The following is a 20,338-nucleotide window of genomic DNA, read 5'->3' as shown; positions in this document are numbered from 1 at the left end:
GAGGATTTATGATGCAGGACAGGATGCCGGGACATTATCTGCTGACCAAGGAAAAGCACGGCAGGTTCATCAATGCCCTGGAGGCGCTCGGCGACGCCGTGCGGCAGGAGGGGCCGGTCGACGAGAAGACCGCCCACCTGATCCAGTTGGCCGCGGCCGTGGCGATCCGTTCGGAAGGGGCCGTGCACAGCCACGTCCGCCGGGCCATGGCCAGCGGCGCCACTGCCGAGGAGATCGTCCACGCCATCATCCTGCTGACCAGCACCGTGGGCTTTCCCAACGTGTCCGCCGCCCTGAGCTGGGCGGAGGACGTCTTCCAGGGGCGCAGCACCGACGCCTGAAGCGGGCGCAGCCCGGCGGAGAGCGCCATGCAGCGGAGCGTGCGCGAAGTTTTCGAGGAGCATCTGCGCCGGTGCCAGTGCCAGTGCATTCCTGATCCGCCATGGGCGCATCGTGGTTCAAACCATCCACTATACGGGCGCCAGTCCAGGCTTGGCGGTTCTCGGCCCGTCTTCCGTCTGGCAGCTAGGACCTACGTCCCTTTGGCGCCGTTGCGCATGGCGTTATGGTAAGCATGGTACGTCGCAAATGGGGCGGGCAGTCAGTGCATGTTGCCCTGGCAGCTATCGCCCGGAGTAGCGGAGGCAGTCTGCAGTTCCCCTTCCATAACATCCTAAATACCCAGGAGGTAATATGCGTTCCAAGCTACTGGTTTTGGCGTTGACTCCGTTGTTTGCCATGGGGCTGGCCGCCTGCGACGTGAAGAAGACCCAGGAAGGCGAAGCGCCCAAGGTGGACGTGGATGTGAAAGAGGGCCAGATGCCCAAATACGATGTCGAGACGCCGGACGTGGACGTGAAGACCAAGGAGAAGGAGATCCAGGCGCCGGTGGTGGGCACCGAAAAGAAGACCGTGGAGGTGCCCGTGGTCGGCACGGAGGAGAAGACGGTCAAGGTGCCGGATGTGGACGTGAAGACGCCCGACGAAAAGCGCGCGGAAGGACAGCAGTAGGCCAGCGCGTCCTCACCGCTTGCAAGGGCGGTTGGCGGACGCTTCGCCAGCGCACCCGGAAAGCAAGAACGCCGCCCAGGAGGGCGGCGTTTTTGCTGCATGGCAGTATTTCAGTTTTCGCCGTAGCGGCAGTTTTCCTCGTGGTACTGCTTCTTGCCTTCGGCGATGTCGCCCTTGACGCGCGGGTCCTTGGGCCGATCGTGGCCGTTCATGAAGTAAGCCACGTCCCAGGCCTCCTGGTCGCTCAGGCTGCCGCCCTTGCCCAGAGGCATATTGACCTTGATGAAGGCGGCGGCGGTGTCGATGCGGTGCATGCCGGCACCCCAGTTGAAGGAATCCGGACCCCACAAGGGCGGGAAGGCCCACTGGCCGTCCTTGCCCTTGGTGCCTTCGCCGTTGGCGCCGTGGCAGACGGCGCAGTTGGCGGCATAGACCTTGGCGCCGCGTTCGGCGCTGGGCGCCTGCGCCGGCTTCTGCATCTTGATGTAACCTGCACCGGCCATCTTTTCACCGACCGGCGCACCCTTGGATAGGTAAGCCATGTAAGTAACCAGGGCGGTCATCACGTCGCTGTCAGCAGCCGGCGGCGTGCCGTTCATGCTGAAGCGGAAGCAGCCTTGCAGCCGCTCGGCGAGCGTGTTGACTTTGTTGTTCTTGGCGCGGTAGGCGGGGTAGTGCACGTAGGCGGCCCACATGGGCGCGGAATTGGCCTTGCGCCCACCGTCCAGGTGGCAGTTGACGCAGTTCAGGTTGTTGCCGGCGTACGGCTTGGCCAGCTTGCCGGTGTTGTAAAAAATCGCTTCCCCCTTGCGCACCATCTCGCCGTAAGCATCATTGGGCAGATCGTCCAGGGAGGGCGAGACGAAATACTGCACCTTGGCCGAAGCGGATTGCGCCTTCTTGCTCTGGGCGGCGTTGACCTGGGCGGGCTTGCCCGTAGCCTTCGTTTCGGCCGCAGCGGGCTGGGCGCCGAGCAGCAAACCGGCCGTCCCCAAGACCGCCAGTACACGGAACAGATGTTGGTTCTTCATGTAAAGCTCCTAAAACTGGTAAAAAACACGCACGCCGGCGGGCTTATTTGGCCGCCGTCTTGTCCTGGCCTGCATCCACTGCCGGCAAGCTGGCGAAGTAGGCGGCAACCGCCTCGATTTCCTTCGCGCTCAACTTGCCGGAGACGGATTTCATCAGGCCGACGGGATCGTTGCGGCGCGTGCCGGCCTTCCAGGCCTGGATCTGGTTGCTGATGTAGCTGGCGTGCTGGCCGGCGATGCCCGGGAACTGACCGACACCGGTGCCGTCGGCGCCGTGGCACTGGATGCAGGCGGGGACATCCTTGCTCCAGTTGCCGTGCTTGGCCAGGCGCTCACCCGCTTTCAGCAGGTCGGCGGCGACCGGGGCGGGTGCTTGGAAGGGGGCTTTCTGGGCGGCATAGTATTCCGCCACGTCCTTGATCTCCGCATCGCTCATGGCGGCGGCAATGGGCTTCATCATGGGGTTGTCGCGGCTGCCATCCTTGAAGCTCTTGAGCTGCTGCGCCAGGTATTCGGCGCTCAAGCCGGACAGACGCGGGAATCCGGCGGCGGCCATGCCGGCGCCGTCGGCCTGATGGCAGGACATGCAGGCGGTGGCGCCCTTGCCGTTGCCCTGCATCACGATGTTGCGGCCGTTCTCGTTGTCCGCATACACCGATCCCGCAGCCAGCAGACCCATCAACAATGCGGTGCTTTTGATCTTGCGCATACCCACTTCCTTTACAGTGTCAGGATACTGTTACCGTTTGCACGGTTTAGCTTTGATTGTATTGAGAAAAGTTTGGCAAACGGCGGCCTGGAGACAGGCGCCGTCGAGAATGCAGCTTGGGGCGGGGAGTATGCACAGAATGTAACAATATTACAATATTGCGATGTGCAAAACCGCGGTTGCCGGCTGACGGACGTTGTGGTGATTTGTTTTTTTTTGCCTTGCCCGGTGCCACGCCCTGCCTGCCGGCTTTCACCGGCAACCTGGGCAGAGCCGGTGCAGCATGGCTGCTTTCTCAAGCGCTCAATCTTCGCCGATGCTCGAGATGTCGAGTATCGGGAAATCCTGATTTTTTTGTAAGGGAAACCTTACAAGCGGGGGACAGCGGGGCCGGTCCGGGCACTCATCCTGCCTGTCAGGACGAGCAGCTTACCTGGATGTGCTGTGCCCAGTCCGGGGGCGGGGCGGCGTAGGCCTGCATGTCCGGCTGCTCGTCGTAGGGGCGGCGCAACAATGCCAGCAGGCGATCGATCTCAGAGTAATCGCGCGCCTCCACTGCGCGGTCGATGGCGATCTGGGCCAGGTAATTGCGCAGCACGTACTTGGGGTTGACGCGCGCCATGCGCGCCTTGCGCTCACCATCCGGGCTGCCGTCGGCCAGCAGGCGGGTGCGGTAGCGCGCCGCCCAGGCGTCGAAGGCGACGCGGTCGATGAAGAGATCGCGCAGGGGCGCGTTGGCCGCGGCCGTTTCGGTGCTGAAGCCGCCCAAGGCGCGGAAAAAGCCGGTGTAATCCACTTGGCTGGCGTGCAGGAGCTGCAGCAGGTCGGTCACCAGCGGGATGTCCTCGCGGGTGTGATCGCGCAAGCCGAGCTTGGCGCACATGAGCTCCACATAGTGCGTCGCATAAGCCGGCCCGTAGCGGCCCAAGGCTTCCCGCGCCGCTTCCACCGGCACCAGCGGCGAGAGCGCCTGGGCCAGCGCGGTGAGGTTCCACAGGCCGATCTGCGGCTGGCGGTCGAAGGCATAGCGGCCGGCATGGTCGGAGTGGTTGCAGATGAAGCCCGGATCGTAGCGGTCCAGGAAGCCGAAGGGGCCGTAGTCCAGGGTGAGGCCGAGGATGGACATGTTGTCCGTGTTCATGACGCCGTGGGCAAAGCCCACCGCCTGCCACTGGGCCAGCAGCCGCGCCGTGCGCAGCACCACCTCCTGGAAGAAGCGGACGTATTTGTCATCTCTGTCGACCAGTTCAGGGTAGTGGCGCTCGATCACGTAGTCGGCCAATAGCTTCAGCTCCGCGTGCTGGTCGCGGTAGAAGAAGACTTCGAAGGAGCCGAAGCGCACGTGCGAGGGCGCCAGGCGCAGCAGCACGGCGCCGCGCTCCACGCTTTCCCGATAGACCTCCAGCTCGCTGCCGACGATGCACAGGGCGCGCGTGCTCGGGATGCCAAGCCCGTGCATGGCCTCGCTGCACAGGTACTCGCGGATGGTGGAACGCAGCACCGCGCGGCCGTCGCCGCCGCGGGAATAGGGCGTACGCCCGGCGCCCTTCAATTGCAGTTCCCAGCGCTCGCCGGCGCGGTTGCGCACTTCGCCCAACAGGATGGCGCGCCCGTCGCCGAGCTGCGGCACGTAATGGCCGAACTGATGGCCGGCATAGAGCGCGGCCAGCGGTTCGCTGCCGGGCAGCGGCCGGTTGCCGCTGAAATACTCCACGAACTCGGGCCGCTGCGCTTCGCGCGGATCGAGATCGAGCAGGGCAGCGGCGGTTTCGTTGTAGCTCAGCAGCTCGGGCGCGGGCACCGGCGTGGGCATGACCCGGCTGTAAAAAGGCTCCGGCAGGCGGGCGAAACTGTTGTCGAAATCCAGGTCTTCGAGTGGACGCATGGGTGCTCAAGGTTGCGGGCGCGAGCGGGTGCGCCGGGCGGATGAGAGGCAGGCTGAGTCAAAAATTATACGATTTCTGACGCCGCCCGTCTGCCTCCCCGGTCAAACCCGGTTTTCTGCCGCAAGCGTTCAGCGGCTCCGGCCGCCTCCGCGGCCGGGATGGGCACGGAAGGGCCGATGACCCGGCTCCCAGCCGCCGCGCCGGTAACCGCGCTCCGCTTCCAGCTGGTAGCGGTTCCAGTGCTCTTCACGGAAGCGGAGCAGGCTCGGCGGCAGCCGATCGGGACCCACATGGCTCCAGGGGCCGCTGTAGCCGGGGCCGGCGTACCACTGGCCGCGGTTGTAATGGTAGTAGTTGCCGCTCCGGAAGAAGATCCGGTAAGGCGAGCGGTAGGCCACGTAAGCGTTGGCTTCCGGCACCCACACCATGACGGGTGGGCCGGCATAGGCTACGGCCGGCGGCGGACCATAGGCCGGCGGCGGTGGGGGCGAGACCGCGCAGGCGGGCAAAAAACCGAGCCCGAACACGGGCGCAAGGATGAGGGTGCGACGCAAGAAAAGGATGTTCATGGCGGGCTCCTGCTTGGCTCCATGCTGTATCAACGAAGCAGGCAGCCTGGCAGATGACAGGTGCTGGGCACCGCCAAAGAAACGGCCGCCCGGAGGCGGCCGCAAGGATGGCGGGAGGAAGGAGGGCTAGCGCCCGAGGCCGAGCGCATCCAGGATGCCGAGCGGCGTCACCGTGTCCGGCGCCGCGCGGCTGGGATCGACGGTACCCGGATCGGTGGTGATCAATTGGCCGCCCATGAAGGGATCGTCGGTGCCGCTGGACAGGCTGTCGAAGCGGGCTTCGTGGATGCCGAGCGGATCCAGGGCGGTGCCCTCGCCGAACTTGCTGTTGTGATCGGCCAGAGCGGGCAGGGCGGTGCCCAGGGTCAGCAGGGCGCCAATAAGCAGGGCTCTCTTTTTCACAAGCTTCCTCTCTCGATGCTGTTGGTAACGCGTCCCGGCGGGAGCCGGGGCGGTGCGCGCTGCAGGCGCACGGGTAATGGGACAAGAACATCTTATTTAAGTTCCTGCTCGCCAGCTCAGGGCTCTAAGCCCTTCGGCTCGTCCCTGGATGCGCACCGGTGTTACAATATCCCCTCATTTACCGGACCAAGGACCCGAATCATGGCCACAGTAGAGCTGACCAAGGACAACTTCGAAGAGGTGATCACCGGCAACGACATGATAATCGTCGATTTCTGGGCCCCCTGGTGCGCCCCCTGCCGGTCCTTCGCCCCCACCTACGAGGCCGCTTCCGAGAAGTTTCCGGATGTGGTCTTCGCCAAGGTCAACACGGAAGAGGAGCAGGAACTGGCCGGCTACTTCCAGATCCGTTCCATTCCGACCCTGATGATCTTCCGGGAGAAGGTGATCCTGTTTTCCCAGCCCGGCGCCTTGCCGGCCTCGGCCCTGGAGCAGGTGATCACCCAGGCCAGGGAGCTCGACATGGCCCAGGTGCACAAGGACATCGCCGAGCAGCAGGCCCAGCAGGGTCAGCAGCCCAATCCCTAGGCGGCACGCGACATGATGGACGACTACAAGCCCGCCGTGGCCTTCTTTTTCGATGAGCTGGAAGCCAAGTATGGCGGTCAGTTCAACTTCGACGCCCTCAGCGACGAGGAGCTGCTGGAACTGGAGCGCCTGGGGCGCCACGCCATCGAGCAGGATGGGCAGGTCACGGCCACGGAAAAGCAGATGCTGGCGCCGCTGCTTACGCTGACGGCCAAGCAGCGGGAAAAACGCAAGCTCTGAAGCCCGCTTCCCTGTTGCCTTTCCTCGGGCCGCGGCGCGCGGCCCGTATCCTTCGTTTTGCCAGGAAGAATGGTCATGTCAAAGGATGCCCCGCAAGTCATCTATCTGAAGGATTACATGCCGCCGGCCTATCTGGTCGATACGGTGGATCTGCATTTCGAACTGGGCGAGGCGGTCAGCACGGTCAGATCGCGCCTGGGCCTGCGGTGCAACCCGGACGGCGGGGCGGGCGCGCCGCCGCTGGTGCTGGACGGCCAGGCGCTGGAGCTGGTATCGGTGGCCATGGACGGCCGGCAGCTCGCGCCGGACGCGTACGCGGTGGACAGCGAACGGCTCGTCATCGCCGCGCCGCCCGCCGCCTGCACCCTGGAAATCGTCACCCGCCTCAATCCGCAGGAAAACACCGCCCTGGAGGGCCTCTACAAATCCGGCGGCAACTTCTGCACCCAATGCGAGGCGCAGGGTTTTCGCCGCATCACTTATTTCCCCGATCGCCCGGACGTGATGGCCCGTTACAGCACTACCATCGTGGCGGAGCAGGCCCGCTATCCGGTGTTGCTGTCGAACGGCAACCTGGTGGAAAGCGGGGTGCTGGACGACGGCCGCCACTGGGCTCGCTGGCAGGACCCTTTTCCCAAGCCGTCCTATCTCTTCGCTCTCGTGGCCGGCGATCTGGTGCGCATCGAGGACAGCTTCACCACCCGCTCGGGCCGGCCGGTGGCCCTGCACCTCTATGTGCAACGGCAGAATGCCGACAAGTGCGAGCACGCCATGCGTTCCCTCAAGCAGGCCATGCAGTGGGACGAGGATGTCTACGGGCGTGAGTACGACCTGGACGTCTACATGATCGTCGCCGTGGACGACTTCAACATGGGCGCCATGGAGAACAAGGGCCTCAACATCTTCAACTCCAAGTACGTGCTGGCCCGGCCGGACACGGCCACCGACAGCGATTACGAGGGCATCGAGGCGGTCATCGGCCACGAGTATTTCCACAACTGGACCGGCAACCGCATCACCTGCCGCGACTGGTTCCAGTTGAGCCTCAAGGAGGGGCTCACCGTCTTCCGCGATCAGGAATTCTCGGCCGACATGGGTTCGCGCGCCGTCAAGCGCATCAACGACGTCAAGCGCCTGCGCAGCGCCCAGTTCCCCGAGGACGCCGGCCCCATGGCGCATCCGGTGCGGCCCGAGTCCTACATCGAGATCAGCAACTTCTACACCGCCACCGTCTACGAAAAGGGCGCCGAAGTCATCCGCATGATGCACACCCTGCTGGGCCCGGCCGGCTTCCGCCAGGGCATGGACCTCTATTTCGAGCGCCACGACGGCCAGGCGGTCACCACCGAGGACTTCGTCAAGTGCATGGAAGATGCCAACGGTGCCGATCTCGGTCAGTTTCGCCTGTGGTACAGCCAGGCGGGCACGCCGGTGCTGGAGGTGGCGGGCAGCCATGACGCCGCGGAGCGCGCCTACACTCTGCGCGTGCGGCAGTCCTGCCCGCCCACGCCCGGGCAGCCGGAGAAGGCGCCCATGCACATTCCGCTGGCTCTGGGCCTGCTGGACGCCGACGGCCGCGAAATCCCGCTGCAACTGGCGGGAGAGGCGGCGCCCGTCGGCACCAGCCGGGTGCTGAATCTGCGCCAAACCGAGGAAAGCTTTTGCTTCGTCAACGTGCCGAGCGCGCCGGTGCCGTCCCTGCTGCGCGGCTTCTCGGCGCCGGTCAAACTGCGCATGGCCTACGGCGACGCCGAACTCGCCTTCCTCCTGGCGCACGACACCGATCCCTTCAGCCGCTGGGAGGCGGGCCAGCAGCTCGCCGGCAATCTGATGCTGCGCCTGATCGACGAGCATCGGGCCGGCCGGCCGCTCGCCCTCGATCCGGCCCTGGCGAACGCCTATGCCAGGACCTTGCAAAGCGCCGATCTGGACCCGGCCTTCAAGGCACTGGCGCTGACCCTGCCGGCGGAAAGCTATGTTGCCGAGCTCATGGAGGTGGTCGATCCGCAGGCCATCCACGTTGTGCGCGAGTTCCTGCGCCGGGCTCTGGCCGAGGCGTTGCGCGACGACTGGCTCCGCGCCTACGAAGCCCACCGGGACGAAGGGCCCTATCGCATCGACGGCGCCGCCATCGGCCGGCGCAGCCTGAAAAATCTGTGCCTCGGCTATCTCATGAGCCTGGACGAGCCGGATCCGCGCGCGCGCTGCATGGCGCAGTTCCGCAGCGCCGGCAACATGACCGACGCCATCGGCGCCCTGGGCCTGCTGGCCAACAGCGACAGCGCCGAACGCGTCGAGGCGCTGGCCGCCTTCTACGAGCGCTGGCGCCATGACGCCCTGGTGGTGGACAAGTGGTTCACGATCCAGGCCACCGCCAAGCTGCCCGGCACCCTGGACGAGGTCAAGCGGCTCCTGCAGCATCCGGCCTTCGAGCTGAAAAATCCCAATAAGGTGCGGGCGCTGATCGGCGCCTTCGCCCACGGCAACCCGGCGCACTTCCACGACGCCGGCGGGGCGGGCTATGCCTTCGTGGCCGAGCAGGTGCTGCGGCTCGATCCCCTCAACCCGCAGGTGGCGGCGCGCCTGGTCGCCGCCCTGAGCCGCTGGCGCCGCTTCGATGCCGGGCGCCAGGCCCTGATGCGGGCCCAGCTCGAGCGCATCCTGGCGGCCCCGAGCCTGTCCAAGGACGTCTACGAGATCATCGCCAAGAGCCTGGCCGACGCCTGAGGGGAGCGGGACCGTGAACGATATCGCCATCCAGGTGGAGGCGCTTTGCAAGCGCTACGGCGAGGTCCGCGCCGTAGACGGTATCAGCTTCACCGTGCGCCGCAGCAGCATCTGCGCGCTCCTGGGCGGCAACGGCGCCGGCAAGACCACCACGCTGGCCATGCTGCTGGGGCTTTTGCTGCCCACCTCCGGGCGCATCCACATCTTCGGCGAGGACATGCTGCGCCACCGCTACCGGGTGCTGCCGCGCATGAATTTCGATTCGCCCTATGTGGACCTGCCGCATCGCCTGAGCGTGGCGGAAAACCTCGGCATCTACGCGCGCCTTTACGGCCTGCGACGGATCCAGGTGCGCATCGGCCAGCTCGCGGATGAGCTGGACCTCGGCGCCTTCATGCAGCGGCCCTACGGCACCCTGTCGGCGGGCCAGAAGACCCGGGTGGCGCTGGCCAAGGCGCTGCTCAACGAGCCGGAATTGCTGCTCCTGGACGAGCCCACCGCATCCCTCGATCCGGACACCGCTGATCGCATCCGCGGCTATCTCATGGACTACCAGCGCCGCAGCGGGGCGACTTTGCTGCTGGCTTCCCACAACATGCCGGAGGTGGAACGCATGGGCGACGACGTGATCATGATGCGCGACGGCCGCATCGTCGACCGCGGCCCGCCGCCGGCCCTCATCCAGCGCTACGGACGCAGCAACCTGGAAGAGGTGTTCCTGGACGTGGCGCGCCGGCGCACGGAACCGGAAGAAGCGCCGGCGCTGCGCAGGAAGGCGGAATGAGCGCGCCCGCCTCGGTCTTTTCCCCGCGTCGCATCCACGCCATGGTGCTGCGCCATGTCTATCTGCTGCGCAACTCCTGGCCGCGGGTGCTGGAGCTCGTCTACTGGCCCACCATGCAGATGATCCTGTGGGGCTTCATCAGCCAATTCCTGGTCAGCACCAGCTCCTGGGTGGCGCAGGCGCCGGGCCTGCTGCTGGCCGCCGTGCTGCTCTGGGACATCCTCTTTCGCGGTCAGCTCGGCGTCTCGCTGGCCTTCTTCGAGGAGATGTACTCGCGCAACCTGGGCCACCTCTTCGTGAGCCCGTTGCGCCCCTATGAGTTGGTGACGGCGCTGCTGGTGGTGAGCTTCATCCGCACCGTGATCGGCGTGGGCGGGGCCGCCGTGCTCGCCATCCTGCTCTATCACTACTCCATCTTCGGCATGGGGCTGCCCCTGCTGGCCTTTTTCAGCAATTTGCTGGTGATGGGCTGGGCCATCGGCCTCCTGGTGGCGGCGCTGGTGATGCGCTACGGCCTGGGCGCCGAGAGCCTGGCCTGGGCGCTCATCTTCGCCGTGGCGCCGGTGAGCGGCGTCTACTATCCCATCCGCGTGCTGCCGGACTGGCTGCAGCCGCTGGCTTGGCTGCTGCCGTCCAGCCACGTCTTCGAGGGCATGCGCGCGGTCATGCTCGAACACGTCTTCCGCACGGAGCTGTTCTTCAACGCAGTGGCCCTGAATGCGCTCTACCTGGCCATCGGCATCGCCGTCTTCCTGGCCGCCTTCCACACGGCGCGGCGGCGCGGCCTGCTCCTGCACGTGGGCGAATAGGGCGGGCCTCTGCCTCCCGGCGATGCCGATGGCAGGGGAGGGCAATCGCGGGCAAGATGCGGCGTCCGGGGCACGTATGGCGACCACGACACCGTCGCGGGCGGCAGAGCAAGGTGCGGTGTCCGGCGTAGGAGCGGGCTTGCCCGCGATAAGCCAGTCCATTTTTCAAGGCGGCGGTTTATCGGCCCGGCATGGTCCGGGGTCAGCGTTGGCGTCGTGCCGCCGCCCAGCGGCCGTGGCAAACGCTTGCTCGACAAGCGCCACCATACGGGGATGCCCATGTTGCGCCGCATCGTCTGGACTCTGATCGCCGTTGCCGTGCTGGCCGGCGGCTTGCGCTGGCTTTTCCCGCCGCTGCAGCACACCTTCAGGATCATCGCCCTGCTGCGCGAGCCGCCGCCGGCGCAGTTGCCGCTGCCCGTTGCCGGCGCCCGGCCGGCGCGGCTGGTCGACACCTATGGCGCGCCCCGCAGCGGCGGGCGCCGCCACGAGGGCATCGACATCTTCGCGCCGCGCCACACGCCGGTGCTCAGCACCACGCGCGGCGTGATCGTGCGACGGGGCGACAATCGGCTGGGCGGGCGCGTGGTGATGGTGCTCGGGCCGGGCGGGCAGTTGCACTACTACGCCCATTTGGAGGCGTTCAGTGAACTGCCGCTGGGCGCCTGGGTGGAGCCCGGCCTGGTGCTGGGCTACGTCGGCAATTCGGGCAATGCGCAGGCCACGCCGCCGCACCTGCACTACGGCATCTATCAGCCCGGCGGCGGCGCCATCGATCCCTACCCGCTGCTGCGCCCGACGGGCTAAGCGCCGCCCAGGCGCGCCTGCACCCGGTGCTTGGCGGCGATGAAGTCCGGATGTGGCACGTAGAGGAGATCGGCGATCCTGCGGATCATGTGCTCCTCGTAGCGGTGCAGTTCCGCGTCGGCCAGAGCGATCTCCCACAGGTGCTCGACGACCTGGATTTTCTGCGCGAGGGTGAAAGCCTTGTTGATGAGCGAGGTGAACTGATAGTAGGACGTGGCCTGCCGTGCCTCGGCCTCGGCCAAGCGGACCAGTTCCGCCGTTTCCGCCGCCGAGAGCCCGAACTTCCGTTGCACCGCGGCGCTTACCGCTTGGCGCTCCTCGTCGTGCACCGTGTCATCCAGGCGGGTCAGCTCGATGAGCAGGGCCGCGGTCGCCAGTTGCAGGGCGTGCTCGCCGGCCGGAGTCCGCGCGTCGGCGGACCCGGCCAGGTATTTGTCGAAGAACTGCTTGATGGCGTCGATCATGGCGGGGCTGTTCCTCCGGATCCGGCTGCTGGCCTTCAGTATTCCACAGCCGTTTCCGGAGGAGAACCCGCCGGCGGCGCGCTCAGTGCACGGTGCTGAACACCTTCAGCATCTGTTCGTTGAAGGCCGGGATGTCGTCCGGCTTGCGGCTCGTCACCAGCACCCCGTCCACCACCACCGGCTCGTCGCGCCAGTCGGCGCCGGCGTTTTTCAGGTCGGTCTGCAGGCTGGGCCAACTGGTCAGGTGCTTGCCCTTGGCCAGGCCGGCCTCCACCAGCATCCAGGGGCCGTGGCAGATGGCGGCGATGGGCTTGCCGGCTTGCCCCATCTCGCGCACGAAGTTCACCGCCTCGCGGCTCAGGCGCAGCATGTCGGGATTGGCCACCCCGCCCGGCAGCACCAGCGCATCATAATCGGCGGGACTGGCGTCCTTGACGCTGACCTCGACCCGGAAGCTCTGATCCGGCGTCAGGTGATTGAAGCCCTGGATCTGTTCGCCCTTTCCCTTGGGGGACAGCAGTTCGACCGTGGCGCCCTGTTCCTCCAGGAACTGGCGCGGTTTCAGATATTCCACTTCCTCCACGCCGTCGGTCAGCAGCATGGCGATCTTCTTGCCTTTCAACGTTTCCGTTCTCATCGGTGTCTCCTTGTTTGGCTTGGATCACTCCTTCTTGAGGCCGGAAAGCCCGGATAGTTCGGCGCGTATCATGGAACGAAGGTAGGAGAGGGCGACAGCCGGCGCCGCTCAGGTGAAGAGGGTCAGCACGCCGGTATAGCCGTAGAGGCGGTCGTGGGAGATTTCGCCGTTGGCGAAAAAACCCACCAGCGGAAAGTCGCCGAGCTGCTCGCGGATGAGCTTCAGCTCGACGGAGTCGGGACCGAAGAGGCCGGCGCCGCGGCCCAGGCACGAGTAGTAGACGCCGCCGCGCGGCGGCGCCCGCAGCTCGCGCTTCAGCTCCGCCAGCATGCGCAGCATGTCCTGATGGGCGCTCATGCCGTCGCGGCGGCAGAACATGAGCGGCATGCCCGGTTCCAGCATCTCGCCGATGGCGATGAGCTTCTGGCCGGTGTCGATGCCGATCAGATTGCGCACCAGGTAGTCGCCGGTGTCGGAGCCCGGAATGGGCAGGCCGGCAAAGATGTAGCCCGCCGCCCGGTTGAGATCACGCGCCAGGATCTCGCCGATTTCCTCGTAGAACACGTCCAGGGCCGGGCGGCCATCCAGGCTGATGAGGATGTTGCGCTGACAGTCGGTGACCTCGTGCTGGGGACCGAGCGGCGACACGCCCTGGGTCAGGCGGCTGACGATGGGCACGGTGTCGGCCAGGAGCACGCCCGACAGACAGCCGCTGCCGACTGTGTCGGCGATCTGCAGGTTGCGCCTGCGCGAGCTGGTCAGGCCGCCGACCAGGAAGCCGCTCGCCACGCGCCCGGCGAGCAGTTCGATGAGCTCGGGAATGCCGGCGGTGTATGGATCGCCATGGACGATGCCGGACTGGGCCGGGCGGCCGTGGACATGGGCGAGATCAGGCGCCGTGAGCCCGGGCGAGCTGAGGGTCAGGCCGGGCAGGACCCGGAAGGCGTCCGCCGGCAATGCCGCCAGCATGACCGCCATGGCCGCTTCGTCGAGGTATTCCTGCCCCGTGGCGCAGATGCCTACGCCCACGCCGCCGACCCAGTGCGCCACCGCCGTACGGGCCTTGAAGAAGTCGAGAATGTCTTCTAGATCATCGGCGAAATCGTCGGTGACATAGAGGAAGCCCAGATTGGCTCCGGCCGGCTTGCCGCCGAGCTGCGCCAGGCAGTCCTGCGCCGCCGTGATCCACTGCGGCGCGCTGGCATGCCCATAGCTGAAGCTGTTGTCCATGGTGGCAGCCTCCGCGTCAACCGGAAAATGATCCATTGTGCCTCATCGGAATTCCCGCGACCAGCGGAGGAAGGCCTGGCCTTCGGTATTGGTCTGGCCGCCGTCCCGTGTCTTGTCGCGCAGCACGCCCGCACCCAGCAGGAAGCGGTTCGCCGCCCAAGTGAAGCCGTGACGCAGCTCCAGGCTCAGGATGTCCCGGGAGGCCGGCGAGTAGCGGTCGGTGCGGATGCCGCGCGCCAGCGCCTCCCAGGACGCCCCGCTGGGCCGCACCAGGACGCCGCCCAAGGACAGGCTGCGCGCGTCCCGGTCGATGCTGTGGCCGATCGGGCGCCCGTAGTAACGGTAGCCATCCCGGTAGATGTGGTGCTCGTAGGCATAGTTGGGCAGGTAGGATCCGAAGACGCCGGCCGTGGTGTCGGCATACTCCAGGTGCAGGCGGTAGGATTGCCCATCGTCACCGAGGCCGCCCCAAACTTCGGCGCCGCCCAGGAAGATGAAGCGGCTGGGCAGGCCGCCGGCTTCGTCCTCGCCGATGAGCTGGGCGTAAAGGGCGTAGGGCAGGTCGAAGAGCGGCGAGGTCCAGCGGATGTCGTAGCCGGCCAGCTGGTTGCCGGGCTCGTTGGTGGCGGTGATGCCGGCCTGGCCCGTGTTGTCCCGGCCGAGCAGCACATCGGCCAAGGTGCCCAGGCCTTGTGGCCGGCCATCGCCGCCCCATTGCGCCGTGCGCGACAGGCCGATCTCCAGCTTCGGGGTCGGCTTGAAGTTGACGCGCATGCCGAGGAACTTGGCGTGCGGCACGTCGCGATTGCCTTCGAGCTGGCCGAGCATGAAATTGAACTGCCACGGTCCCAGCCAGCGCAATGGCCGCCAGGAGAAAGGCGTGGACTGTTCGCGCTGCAGGGTGACGGCGGGAATGGGGCGGGCGTTGTTGGACAGGATGAGACTGCCGTCCCAGCCCGGTCCCCACCAGCGCTCCAGCGTGTCGGCGCGCAGCGACCAGTTGCCCAGCTTGGCGCCGACGTAGGAGCCGTCGGCGCGGATCTCGCGCTTGTCCTCCGGGTCACTCACCGCCTGGGCCTGCAGGCGGTAGGCGAACCAGTCGCCCGTATACTCCACGCCCAGGCCGCCCTCCAGGGATTCGCGCGGCGTGTTGGTGAAGGTGCGAAACTGGACCGGGTTGTGGGCGGCGGCGGCTTCCACCCGCGGGATGAGCCGGCCATTGCGCGCCGCCCGGCTCAGGCGCTGGCGTACCCGGCTCAAGGCGGCGGCCACTTCCGGTTTCGATATCGGGTTGAGGCCGCGCCTGAGACCCTGGTCGATATCGGCCCAGGCCAATGGCCAGGTAGTCAGCGGGGCATCGAGCAGGCCGTGGTCAGCCAGCAGCTGCAGATCATGCCGCAACGCCAAATCGCCGGGATCGGCCCAGGGGCCGGCATGCGCCGCGGCAGCGAAGAAGGAGAGGAAGAGCAGGACGGCCGGGCGCCGATAGCGGCGGCATGAATGATTGTGCATGTTTCCCCCCTGTTGCGGCCGGCTCCTTCTCGTTGTTGTGCCGGTATGCCATGGAATGCTGCTAGTGTCCGTTGTCGCTGCCTTGCCTGAATTCCGGCAGGTAGCGATGCACGTGGATGGAGGGCAGCAACGGTTCGTCCTCCAAACGCACGTCCATGCGCCGCAGGCGGTCCGGGTCCGGCCCGCGTTCCTCGGGCAGGCCCGAGAAGACGGGCAAGGGTTCGCCGCGCCGGGCCGGATAAAGGAGGGGCAGGGCGACCCGCACTTGCCTGCGCGTGATCTGCCCTTGCTGCCTCCAGACCACGTTGGCCCGTACATGGGTACTGGCGTCGAGGACTTCCGCCAGCGCTTCGTCCGGTGGTATCTGCGCCAGCCTGCGCAGCTGGGCCTGGATGTGCGGGCCATCGCCCAGCTTGCGCAGGCGCTCGCCGGCCTGCGCCGGCAGGAGGCGCGAAACCTTGCGGGTATGCGCCCAAGTAAAGCCCAGCCGCTCGGGTCGTTGCTCGAAGACCACCAAATGCCGCCATGCCTGCAGGCGATGCAGGCGAGCCCGGCCCATTGCGCGCAGGGCGACGGCGCTCAGGGGCTCGTCCACGCTTTTCCCGGTCCTGGCATCCCGGACCGCCACTTTGCGCCCGTCCATGCTCTTGAGCGCGTAGCGCAGATGATCCTTGGCCTGGTTGAGTTCCTGGGCCAGCATCAGGGTATCCGCGGAAGCGCCGAGCAGCCCAGGCAAGGTGACCGCCTCATTGGGCGCTTGGCCGTCCTCATACTCGATCTGGCCGATGACCAGCGCCATCCGGCGGCGGGCTTCCGCCGCCGGCGCCCGCCAAGCCCAGGCGGCCAGCTCACGGTCGGCATAGACCGACTGCAGCAGCCGTCCGAGTGCCCCTTCCAACTGTCGCATGGCCTGTTCCAGCTGGATGCGCAACATGGTGTCCTGCGATGACATGCGCCATCTCCGTGTCTGGCTGTTTCAATGCATATTATACCTCCTCCATTTTGATCCCATCCGACTAAATGCCTAGAGAATCAGATGATTAAGCACTGTCGATCCTTCTGTCTCAAAGTTTCACGAAGCGGATTTGAAGCGTCACAGTAAGCAGGAGGTATAATATGGTAGGTCACTGCGCCCAAGGCCGAGGTCGCTTGTGCCGGGCGCCCGGATTGCAGAGAAATGGCACGGACACAAAGAGAGGTGCCGGCCGCTGGGGCCGGCCGCGGCAGGTGGTCAGTTGCGCTGTTGCGGTGTCAGTTGCTCAACGTTGCTTCCATGCTGATCTGGGCGTTGAGCAGACGGGAGATGGGGCAGCCGCTCTTGGCGGCTGCGGCCGCCTGCTGGAAGGCAGCCGGATCGGCGCCCGGCACTTTGGCGTCGACGCTCAGGTGGGATGCGGTGATCGTCCAGCCTGCATCGAGCTTCTCCAAAGTCACGGTGGCGGTGGCGTGAATGCTGTCGGGCGCCAGCCCAGCGTTGCCGAGCTCTCCCGCCAGCGCCATGGAGAAGCAGGCGGCGTGGGCGGCGGCGATGAGTTCTTCGGGGTTGGTGCCGGGTTGCTCCTCGAAGCGGGTGCCGAAAGAGTACTGGACTTGTGACAGGACTCCGCTGGCCGTGGAGATCGCGCCCTGTCCGTTCTGCAAGCCGCCTCGCCAGACGGCGGAAGCTTTGTTGCGTTTCATAAGCCCTCCTGGCTGCAGCTGGGATGAAAAGCAGCCGTCGCATCCATTTAGGCCCACAGCTCCGGCTTCTGGTTCCGGCCGCTGCGGCTCATGCGAGCTCGGCAGGGCGGAGCCGAGACAAAAAATGGGAAAACTCGATGCCGAAGCGCGCTTCCATGGCTTTCAGCGGCTCCCGCGCCATTTTCTGATAAGAGACCGGAAACGGGCGATTGCCGGCGAGCGCGATGACGTTGCCTTTCGCCTCCACGGGCAGCTGCAGCAGGAAGCCATCGAAGCTGCGCTGCAAGGCTTGCAAGGTGCCGTCCAGGCCGTCGCGATCGCCGCTCCAGAGGTTGATGGACAGGATGCCGTGCCGCGCCAGGCGGGCGCGGCAGGCGTCGAAGAAGGCCAGGCCGCTTACTGAAGACACCATGCCGGCGGCATCGTAGGCGTCGACCAGCAGGAAGTCGTAGCCGTCCTGCGCCGTGCTGACAGCGCGCACGAACTCGCCGCCGTCGCCGATGTGGATGCGCAGCCGCGGGTCTTCGGGCAGGTGAAAGAAACGGTGCGCCAGATCCGCCACGCTGGCCCGATTCTCCACCGCATCCACGCGGCAGTCGGGGAAGTGGTGCAGCAGAAATTTTGCCAGGGAGCCGCCGCCCAGGCCGATGAGCAGGGCCGAGCGGGGCTTGTCGTTGAAGAGGAGACAGGCCATCATGGCACGGGTATAGGCGAAGACCAGCTGCACCGGGTCACGGAGCAGCATGCTGCTTTGCTGAGGCGGAGCGCCGAAGTAGAGGGAGCGGGTGCGGGCTTCTTGCACCACGTCGATGATGCCGAATTCGTCCTGGGTCCGGTGGATGATGGTGCCTGGATAGATGCGCATCGGCCCATTGTACCGCAATCCTCACGCATCCGGCGGATCCAGGAGGCGATCCATGTACGCGATCGTGGTTCATGGCGGTGCCGGCGACTGGCAGAACGAGCTGGAAGCGCAGTTGCTGGCCGGGGTCCGGCGCGCCGCCGAGGCCGGCGTGGCCATTCTGGCCCCGGGCGGCACGGCGTTGGACGCCGCGGTGGCGGCGGTGGTGGTGCTGGAGGACGATCCGCTTTTCAATGCCGGCACCGGCTCCACCCTCAACCTCGACGGCGAGGCGGAAATGGATGCCGGCGTGATGGTGGGGCAGGGGTTGCGCAGCGGCAACGTCGCCGCCCTGCGGCGGGTGCGCAATCCGGTGCTGGTGGCGCGCAAGGTGCTGGAAGAGACCGACCACGTGCTGCTGGCCGGGACCGGCGCCGAGCGCTTCGCCCGTGCCATGGGCTTTGCCGAGCACGATCCGCGCACGCCGGAGCGCTTGGCCGCCTACCGGCGCCAGCGCGAGGCCTTGGCCCGCCTGCCCAATGCCAAGCTGCCGCGCCTGCACGCGCTCCTGCAGGCGCACCCCGGGCTGGCGGGGGACACGGTCGGGGCGGTCGCCTGCGACAGCGCCGGCAACCTGGCCGCGGCCACCTCGACCGGCGGCGTTTCCCTGAAGCTGGCCGGACGCATCGGCGACAGTCCCGTTCCCGGCGCCGGCAACTATGCCACCCCGGCGGCGGCCGCCTCGGCCACCGGCCAGGGTGAGCTGATGCTGCGCTTCCTGACCACCAAGGGCCTCTGCGATCTGGTGACGCAAGGCTACCATCCCCAGGATGCGGTGGAAGCGATCCTGGCGCGCATGACCGCGGATCTGGGCCGGGACGTGGGACTCATCGCCGTCGATGCCACTGGGCAGCTCGGCGTGGGACACGCCACCAGCGCCATGCCGCATGCCTGGTTTCAGGAGGGCTTCGCGGCGGTATCGGCGCGCATGCGCGTGCCGCTGTGAGCGCGCCGAATAGCCAAGGAGAGTGAATGAAGCGGATATGCGTCTTTTGCGGCGCGAGCACGGGGTTCGATCCGCGCCACGCGCAAGCCGCCCGGACACTGGGCGGGACGCTGGCGGAGCGTCGGCTGGGACTGGTCTACGGCGGCGGCCATGTGGGCCTCATGGGCATCCTGGCCGATGCCGTGCTGGCGGCAGGCGGCGAGGCCGTCGGCGTCATTCCCGAAGTTTTGATGGAACGCGAGGTGGGCCACCACGGCCTCACGGAGCTGCACGTGGTCGGCTCCATGCACGAGCGCAAGGCGCGCATGGCCGAGCTGAGCGACGGCTTCATCGCCCTGCCGGGCGGCATCGGCACCCTGGAGGAGTTCTTCGAGGTGTGGACCTGGGCGCAGCTCGGCCTGCACCGCAAGCCGGTGGGCCTCTTGAACGTGGCCGGCTACTTCGATCACCTGATTGCCTTCCTCGACCACACGGTCGCGCAGGGCTTCCTGCAGGACCGGCATCGTGCCTTGGTGCTGGAAGATCGTGATCCGGCGGCCCTGCTGGACCGCTTCGAGCGCTACCAGGCGCCGGCGGTGGCCAAGTGGCTGGATCGGCAAAGCACCTGAGGAGGCCGCATGCATCTGCACGAACTGACCGCCTACACCGACCAGCTGCTCGGCGTGGAGCGCTTCCGCGACTACTGCCCCAACGGCCTGCAGGTGGAGGGGCGCGCCACGGTGAACACCATCGTCACCGGCGTGACCGCCTCGTTGGCCTTGATCGAGCAGGCCATTGCCCTGCAGGCGGATGCCATCCTCGTGCATCACGGCTACTTCTGGCGCAACGAAGACCCGCGCATCGTCGGTTTCAAGCAACGGCGCCTGGCGCAGCTCATCAGGCATGAGATCAGCCTGCTGGCCTACCATCTGCCCCTGGACGCGCACCCCGAGCTGGGCAACAACGCCCGGCTCGGGGTGCGGCTGGACTTTGCCATCGAATCCTGGCACGGCGAGCAGGGGCTCATCGCCCTGGGTCGCGCAGCCAGCCCCTTCACCCCGCTGGAATTTTCCGACTATCTGCACGACCGCCTGGGTTACCCCGTGCGCCTGCTGCCCGGCGACGGCCGCCCCATCCGTCGGGTGGCCTGGTGCACGGGCGGCGCCCAGGGCTACTTCGAGGAGGCGATCGCCCTGGGCGCGGATGCCTACATCACCGGCGAGGCCGCCGAACCGAGCTTTCACCTGGCCCAGGAATCGGGGGTGGCCTTCGCCGCCGCCGGCCACCACGCCACCGAACGCTTCGGTATCGAGGCGTTGGGACAGCATCTGGCTGCCACTTTCGGACTGCGCCACCAGTTCGTCGATCTGCCCAACCCGGTCTAGGCGGGGGCTCGGCCGGCTTGGCAGCAATGCCCTAGAACTTT

23 protein-coding genes are annotated in these 20,338 nt (G+C 66.7%); 11 read left to right on the top strand and 12 right to left on the bottom strand.

The window, feature by feature from the left end:
• Positions 1-8: 8 nt before the first annotated feature.
• Entirely contained in the window at positions 9-341 is a 333-nt protein-coding gene (locus G579_RS0106485; protein ID WP_028989526.1) for a carboxymuconolactone decarboxylase family protein, read from the top strand.
• Between the two features lie 352 nt (positions 342-693).
• Positions 694-1,011 carry a hypothetical protein gene (locus G579_RS0106480; RefSeq protein ID WP_038018590.1) on the top strand — a complete coding sequence of 106 codons (318 nt, stop codon included), beginning with the start codon at positions 694-696 and terminating at the stop codon, positions 1,009-1,011.
• A 110-nt stretch (positions 1,012-1,121) separates the two neighbouring features.
• Here the strand turns inward: G579_RS0106480 and G579_RS16285 are convergent, their stop codons facing one another.
• The 5 genes from G579_RS16285 to G579_RS0106455 form a co-directional block, all read right to left on the bottom strand.
• Positions 1,122-2,042, bottom strand: coding sequence for a c-type cytochrome (locus G579_RS16285; protein ID WP_051181018.1), 921 nt, complete (start codon positions 2,040-2,042; stop codon positions 1,122-1,124).
• Between the two features lie 43 nt (positions 2,043-2,085).
• Positions 2,086-2,751 carry a c-type cytochrome gene (locus G579_RS0106470; protein ID WP_051181017.1) on the bottom strand — a complete coding sequence of 222 codons (666 nt, stop codon included), beginning with the start codon at positions 2,749-2,751 and terminating at the stop codon, positions 2,086-2,088.
• 415 nt (positions 2,752-3,166) lie between these two features.
• Complete coding sequence (locus G579_RS0106465; protein WP_028989523.1) at positions 3,167-4,636, bottom strand: protein adenylyltransferase SelO; 1,470 nt, start codon at positions 4,634-4,636, stop codon at positions 3,167-3,169.
• Between the two features lie 129 nt (positions 4,637-4,765).
• Positions 4,766-5,206, bottom strand: a complete 441-nt coding sequence (locus tag G579_RS18175) for a hypothetical protein (RefSeq protein WP_051181015.1) — start codon at positions 5,204-5,206, stop codon at positions 4,766-4,768.
• A gap of 126 nt (positions 5,207-5,332) precedes the next feature.
• Positions 5,333-5,608 (bottom strand): hypothetical protein, encoded by a 276-nt coding sequence (locus G579_RS0106455; RefSeq protein WP_028989522.1) that lies wholly within the window; start codon positions 5,606-5,608, stop codon positions 5,333-5,335.
• Positions 5,609-5,809: 201 nt separating this feature from the next.
• On the opposite strand from G579_RS0106455, the gene trxA reads away from it, so the two are divergent.
• The 6 genes from trxA to G579_RS0106425 all read left to right on the top strand — a co-directional run bounded on the left by trxA (position 5,810) and on the right by G579_RS0106425 (position 11,563).
• The gene (trxA, locus tag G579_RS0106450; protein ID WP_028989521.1) at positions 5,810-6,196 is read left to right on the top strand and encodes a thioredoxin; all 387 of its coding nucleotides are present in this window, start codon (positions 5,810-5,812) and stop codon (positions 6,194-6,196) included.
• A gap of 12 nt (positions 6,197-6,208) precedes the next feature.
• Positions 6,209-6,436 (top strand): hypothetical protein, encoded by a 228-nt coding sequence (locus G579_RS0106445; RefSeq protein ID WP_028989520.1) that lies wholly within the window; start codon positions 6,209-6,211, stop codon positions 6,434-6,436.
• A 75-nt stretch (positions 6,437-6,511) separates the two neighbouring features.
• Entirely contained in the window at positions 6,512-9,163 is a 2,652-nt protein-coding gene (gene pepN / locus G579_RS0106440) for an aminopeptidase N (protein WP_028989519.1), read from the top strand.
• 13 nt (positions 9,164-9,176) lie between these two features.
• Positions 9,177-9,947, top strand: coding sequence for an ABC transporter ATP-binding protein (locus G579_RS0106435; RefSeq protein WP_028989518.1), 771 nt, complete (start codon positions 9,177-9,179; stop codon positions 9,945-9,947).
• Positions 9,944-10,756 (top strand): ABC transporter permease, encoded by an 813-nt coding sequence (locus G579_RS0106430; protein WP_028989517.1) that lies wholly within the window; start codon positions 9,944-9,946, stop codon positions 10,754-10,756. The genes G579_RS0106435 and G579_RS0106430 overlap by 4 nt, the downstream gene beginning before the upstream one ends.
• Before the next feature lie 279 nt (positions 10,757-11,035).
• Positions 11,036-11,563 (top strand): M23 family metallopeptidase, encoded by a 528-nt coding sequence (locus G579_RS0106425; RefSeq protein WP_081662638.1) that lies wholly within the window; start codon positions 11,036-11,038, stop codon positions 11,561-11,563.
• Here G579_RS0106425 and G579_RS0106420 read toward each other — a convergent pair.
• The 7 genes from G579_RS0106420 to G579_RS0106390 form a co-directional block, all read right to left on the bottom strand.
• The gene (locus tag G579_RS0106420; protein WP_028989515.1) at positions 11,560-12,027 is read right to left on the bottom strand and encodes a tellurite resistance TerB family protein; all 468 of its coding nucleotides are present in this window, start codon (positions 12,025-12,027) and stop codon (positions 11,560-11,562) included. The genes G579_RS0106425 and G579_RS0106420 overlap by 4 nt on opposite strands.
• Before the next feature lie 82 nt (positions 12,028-12,109).
• The gene (locus G579_RS0106415; RefSeq protein WP_028989514.1) at positions 12,110-12,664 is read right to left on the bottom strand and encodes a type 1 glutamine amidotransferase domain-containing protein; all 555 of its coding nucleotides are present in this window, start codon (positions 12,662-12,664) and stop codon (positions 12,110-12,112) included.
• Positions 12,665-12,772: 108 nt separating this feature from the next.
• Entirely contained in the window at positions 12,773-13,894 is a 1,122-nt protein-coding gene (locus G579_RS0106410) for an FIST signal transduction protein (RefSeq protein ID WP_028989513.1), read from the bottom strand.
• A 42-nt stretch (positions 13,895-13,936) separates the two neighbouring features.
• Entirely contained in the window at positions 13,937-15,406 is a 1,470-nt protein-coding gene (locus G579_RS16275) for a capsule assembly Wzi family protein (RefSeq protein WP_051181013.1), read from the bottom strand.
• 61 nt (positions 15,407-15,467) lie between these two features.
• The gene (locus G579_RS19160) at positions 15,468-16,358 is read right to left on the bottom strand and encodes a hypothetical protein (RefSeq protein WP_051181011.1); all 891 of its coding nucleotides are present in this window, start codon (positions 16,356-16,358) and stop codon (positions 15,468-15,470) included.
• A gap of 299 nt (positions 16,359-16,657) precedes the next feature.
• A complete protein-coding gene (locus G579_RS0106395) occupies positions 16,658-17,086 on the bottom strand; it encodes an OsmC family protein (protein ID WP_028989512.1) in 429 nt (142 codons plus the stop codon).
• A gap of 88 nt (positions 17,087-17,174) precedes the next feature.
• The gene (locus G579_RS0106390) at positions 17,175-17,951 is read right to left on the bottom strand and encodes a spermine/spermidine synthase domain-containing protein (protein ID WP_028989511.1); all 777 of its coding nucleotides are present in this window, start codon (positions 17,949-17,951) and stop codon (positions 17,175-17,177) included.
• Positions 17,952-18,003: 52 nt separating this feature from the next.
• On the opposite strand from G579_RS0106390, the gene G579_RS16265 reads away from it, so the two are divergent.
• Genes G579_RS16265 through G579_RS0106375 form a run of 3 tightly spaced genes read left to right on the top strand, consistent with a single transcriptional unit; the run spans position 18,004 to position 20,297 of the window.
• The gene (locus G579_RS16265) at positions 18,004-18,933 is read left to right on the top strand and encodes an isoaspartyl peptidase/L-asparaginase family protein (protein WP_051181008.1); all 930 of its coding nucleotides are present in this window, start codon (positions 18,004-18,006) and stop codon (positions 18,931-18,933) included.
• A 26-nt stretch (positions 18,934-18,959) separates the two neighbouring features.
• Positions 18,960-19,541, top strand: coding sequence for an LOG family protein (locus G579_RS0106380; protein ID WP_028989510.1), 582 nt, complete (start codon positions 18,960-18,962; stop codon positions 19,539-19,541).
• A gap of 9 nt (positions 19,542-19,550) precedes the next feature.
• Positions 19,551-20,297, top strand: a complete 747-nt coding sequence (locus G579_RS0106375; RefSeq protein ID WP_028989509.1) for a Nif3-like dinuclear metal center hexameric protein — start codon at positions 19,551-19,553, stop codon at positions 20,295-20,297.
• The last annotated feature ends 41 nt before the right edge of the window (positions 20,298-20,338 follow it).

The sequence above is a fragment of the Thermithiobacillus tepidarius DSM 3134 genome (genome assembly GCF_000423825.1).
Lineage (GTDB): Bacteria > Pseudomonadota > Gammaproteobacteria > Acidithiobacillales > Thermithiobacillaceae > Thermithiobacillus > Thermithiobacillus tepidarius.
Note: the sequence above shows the minus strand (reverse complement) of the source record. Positions and strands in the feature narration are given on the sequence as shown.

What these genes read in the sequence shown, in the direction of transcription:
- G579_RS0106470 (WP_051181017.1), bottom strand. Translation starts at nt 2,751, where the DNA reads ATGCGCAAGATCAAAAGCACCGCATTGTTGATGGGTCTGCTGGCTGCG.
- G579_RS19160 (WP_051181011.1), bottom strand. Translation starts at nt 16,358, where the DNA reads ATGTCATCGCAGGACACCATGTTGCGCATCCAGCTGGAACAGGCCATG.
- G579_RS16265 (WP_051181008.1), top strand. Translation starts at nt 18,004, where the DNA reads ATGTACGCGATCGTGGTTCATGGCGGTGCCGGCGACTGGCAGAACGAG.
- G579_RS0106380 (WP_028989510.1), top strand. Translation starts at nt 18,960, where the DNA reads ATGAAGCGGATATGCGTCTTTTGCGGCGCGAGCACGGGGTTCGATCCG.
- G579_RS0106375 (WP_028989509.1), top strand. Translation starts at nt 19,551, where the DNA reads ATGCATCTGCACGAACTGACCGCCTACACCGACCAGCTGCTCGGCGTG.
- G579_RS0106465 (WP_028989523.1), bottom strand. Translation starts at nt 4,636, where the DNA reads ATGCGTCCACTCGAAGACCTGGATTTCGACAACAGTTTCGCCCGCCTG.
- G579_RS16285 (WP_051181018.1), bottom strand. Translation starts at nt 2,042, where the DNA reads ATGAAGAACCAACATCTGTTCCGTGTACTGGCGGTCTTGGGGACGGCC.
- G579_RS16275 (WP_051181013.1), bottom strand. Translation starts at nt 15,406, where the DNA reads ATGCACAATCATTCATGCCGCCGCTATCGGCGCCCGGCCGTCCTGCTC.
- G579_RS0106420 (WP_028989515.1), bottom strand. Translation starts at nt 12,027, where the DNA reads ATGATCGACGCCATCAAGCAGTTCTTCGACAAATACCTGGCCGGGTCC.
- G579_RS0106430 (WP_028989517.1), top strand. Translation starts at nt 9,944, where the DNA reads ATGAGCGCGCCCGCCTCGGTCTTTTCCCCGCGTCGCATCCACGCCATG.
- trxA (WP_028989521.1), top strand. Translation starts at nt 5,810, where the DNA reads ATGGCCACAGTAGAGCTGACCAAGGACAACTTCGAAGAGGTGATCACC.
- pepN (WP_028989519.1), top strand. Translation starts at nt 6,512, where the DNA reads ATGTCAAAGGATGCCCCGCAAGTCATCTATCTGAAGGATTACATGCCG.
- G579_RS0106395 (WP_028989512.1), bottom strand. Translation starts at nt 17,086, where the DNA reads ATGAAACGCAACAAAGCTTCCGCCGTCTGGCGAGGCGGCTTGCAGAAC.
- G579_RS0106480 (WP_038018590.1), top strand. Translation starts at nt 694, where the DNA reads ATGCGTTCCAAGCTACTGGTTTTGGCGTTGACTCCGTTGTTTGCCATG.
- G579_RS0106410 (WP_028989513.1), bottom strand. Translation starts at nt 13,894, where the DNA reads ATGGACAACAGCTTCAGCTATGGGCATGCCAGCGCGCCGCAGTGGATC.
- G579_RS0106425 (WP_081662638.1), top strand. Translation starts at nt 11,036, where the DNA reads ATGTTGCGCCGCATCGTCTGGACTCTGATCGCCGTTGCCGTGCTGGCC.
- G579_RS0106390 (WP_028989511.1), bottom strand. Translation starts at nt 17,951, where the DNA reads ATGCGCATCTATCCAGGCACCATCATCCACCGGACCCAGGACGAATTC.
- G579_RS0106415 (WP_028989514.1), bottom strand. Translation starts at nt 12,664, where the DNA reads ATGAGAACGGAAACGTTGAAAGGCAAGAAGATCGCCATGCTGCTGACC.
- G579_RS18175 (WP_051181015.1), bottom strand. Translation starts at nt 5,206, where the DNA reads ATGAACATCCTTTTCTTGCGTCGCACCCTCATCCTTGCGCCCGTGTTC.
- G579_RS0106445 (WP_028989520.1), top strand. Translation starts at nt 6,209, where the DNA reads ATGATGGACGACTACAAGCCCGCCGTGGCCTTCTTTTTCGATGAGCTG.
- G579_RS0106485 (WP_028989526.1), top strand. Translation starts at nt 9, where the DNA reads ATGATGCAGGACAGGATGCCGGGACATTATCTGCTGACCAAGGAAAAG.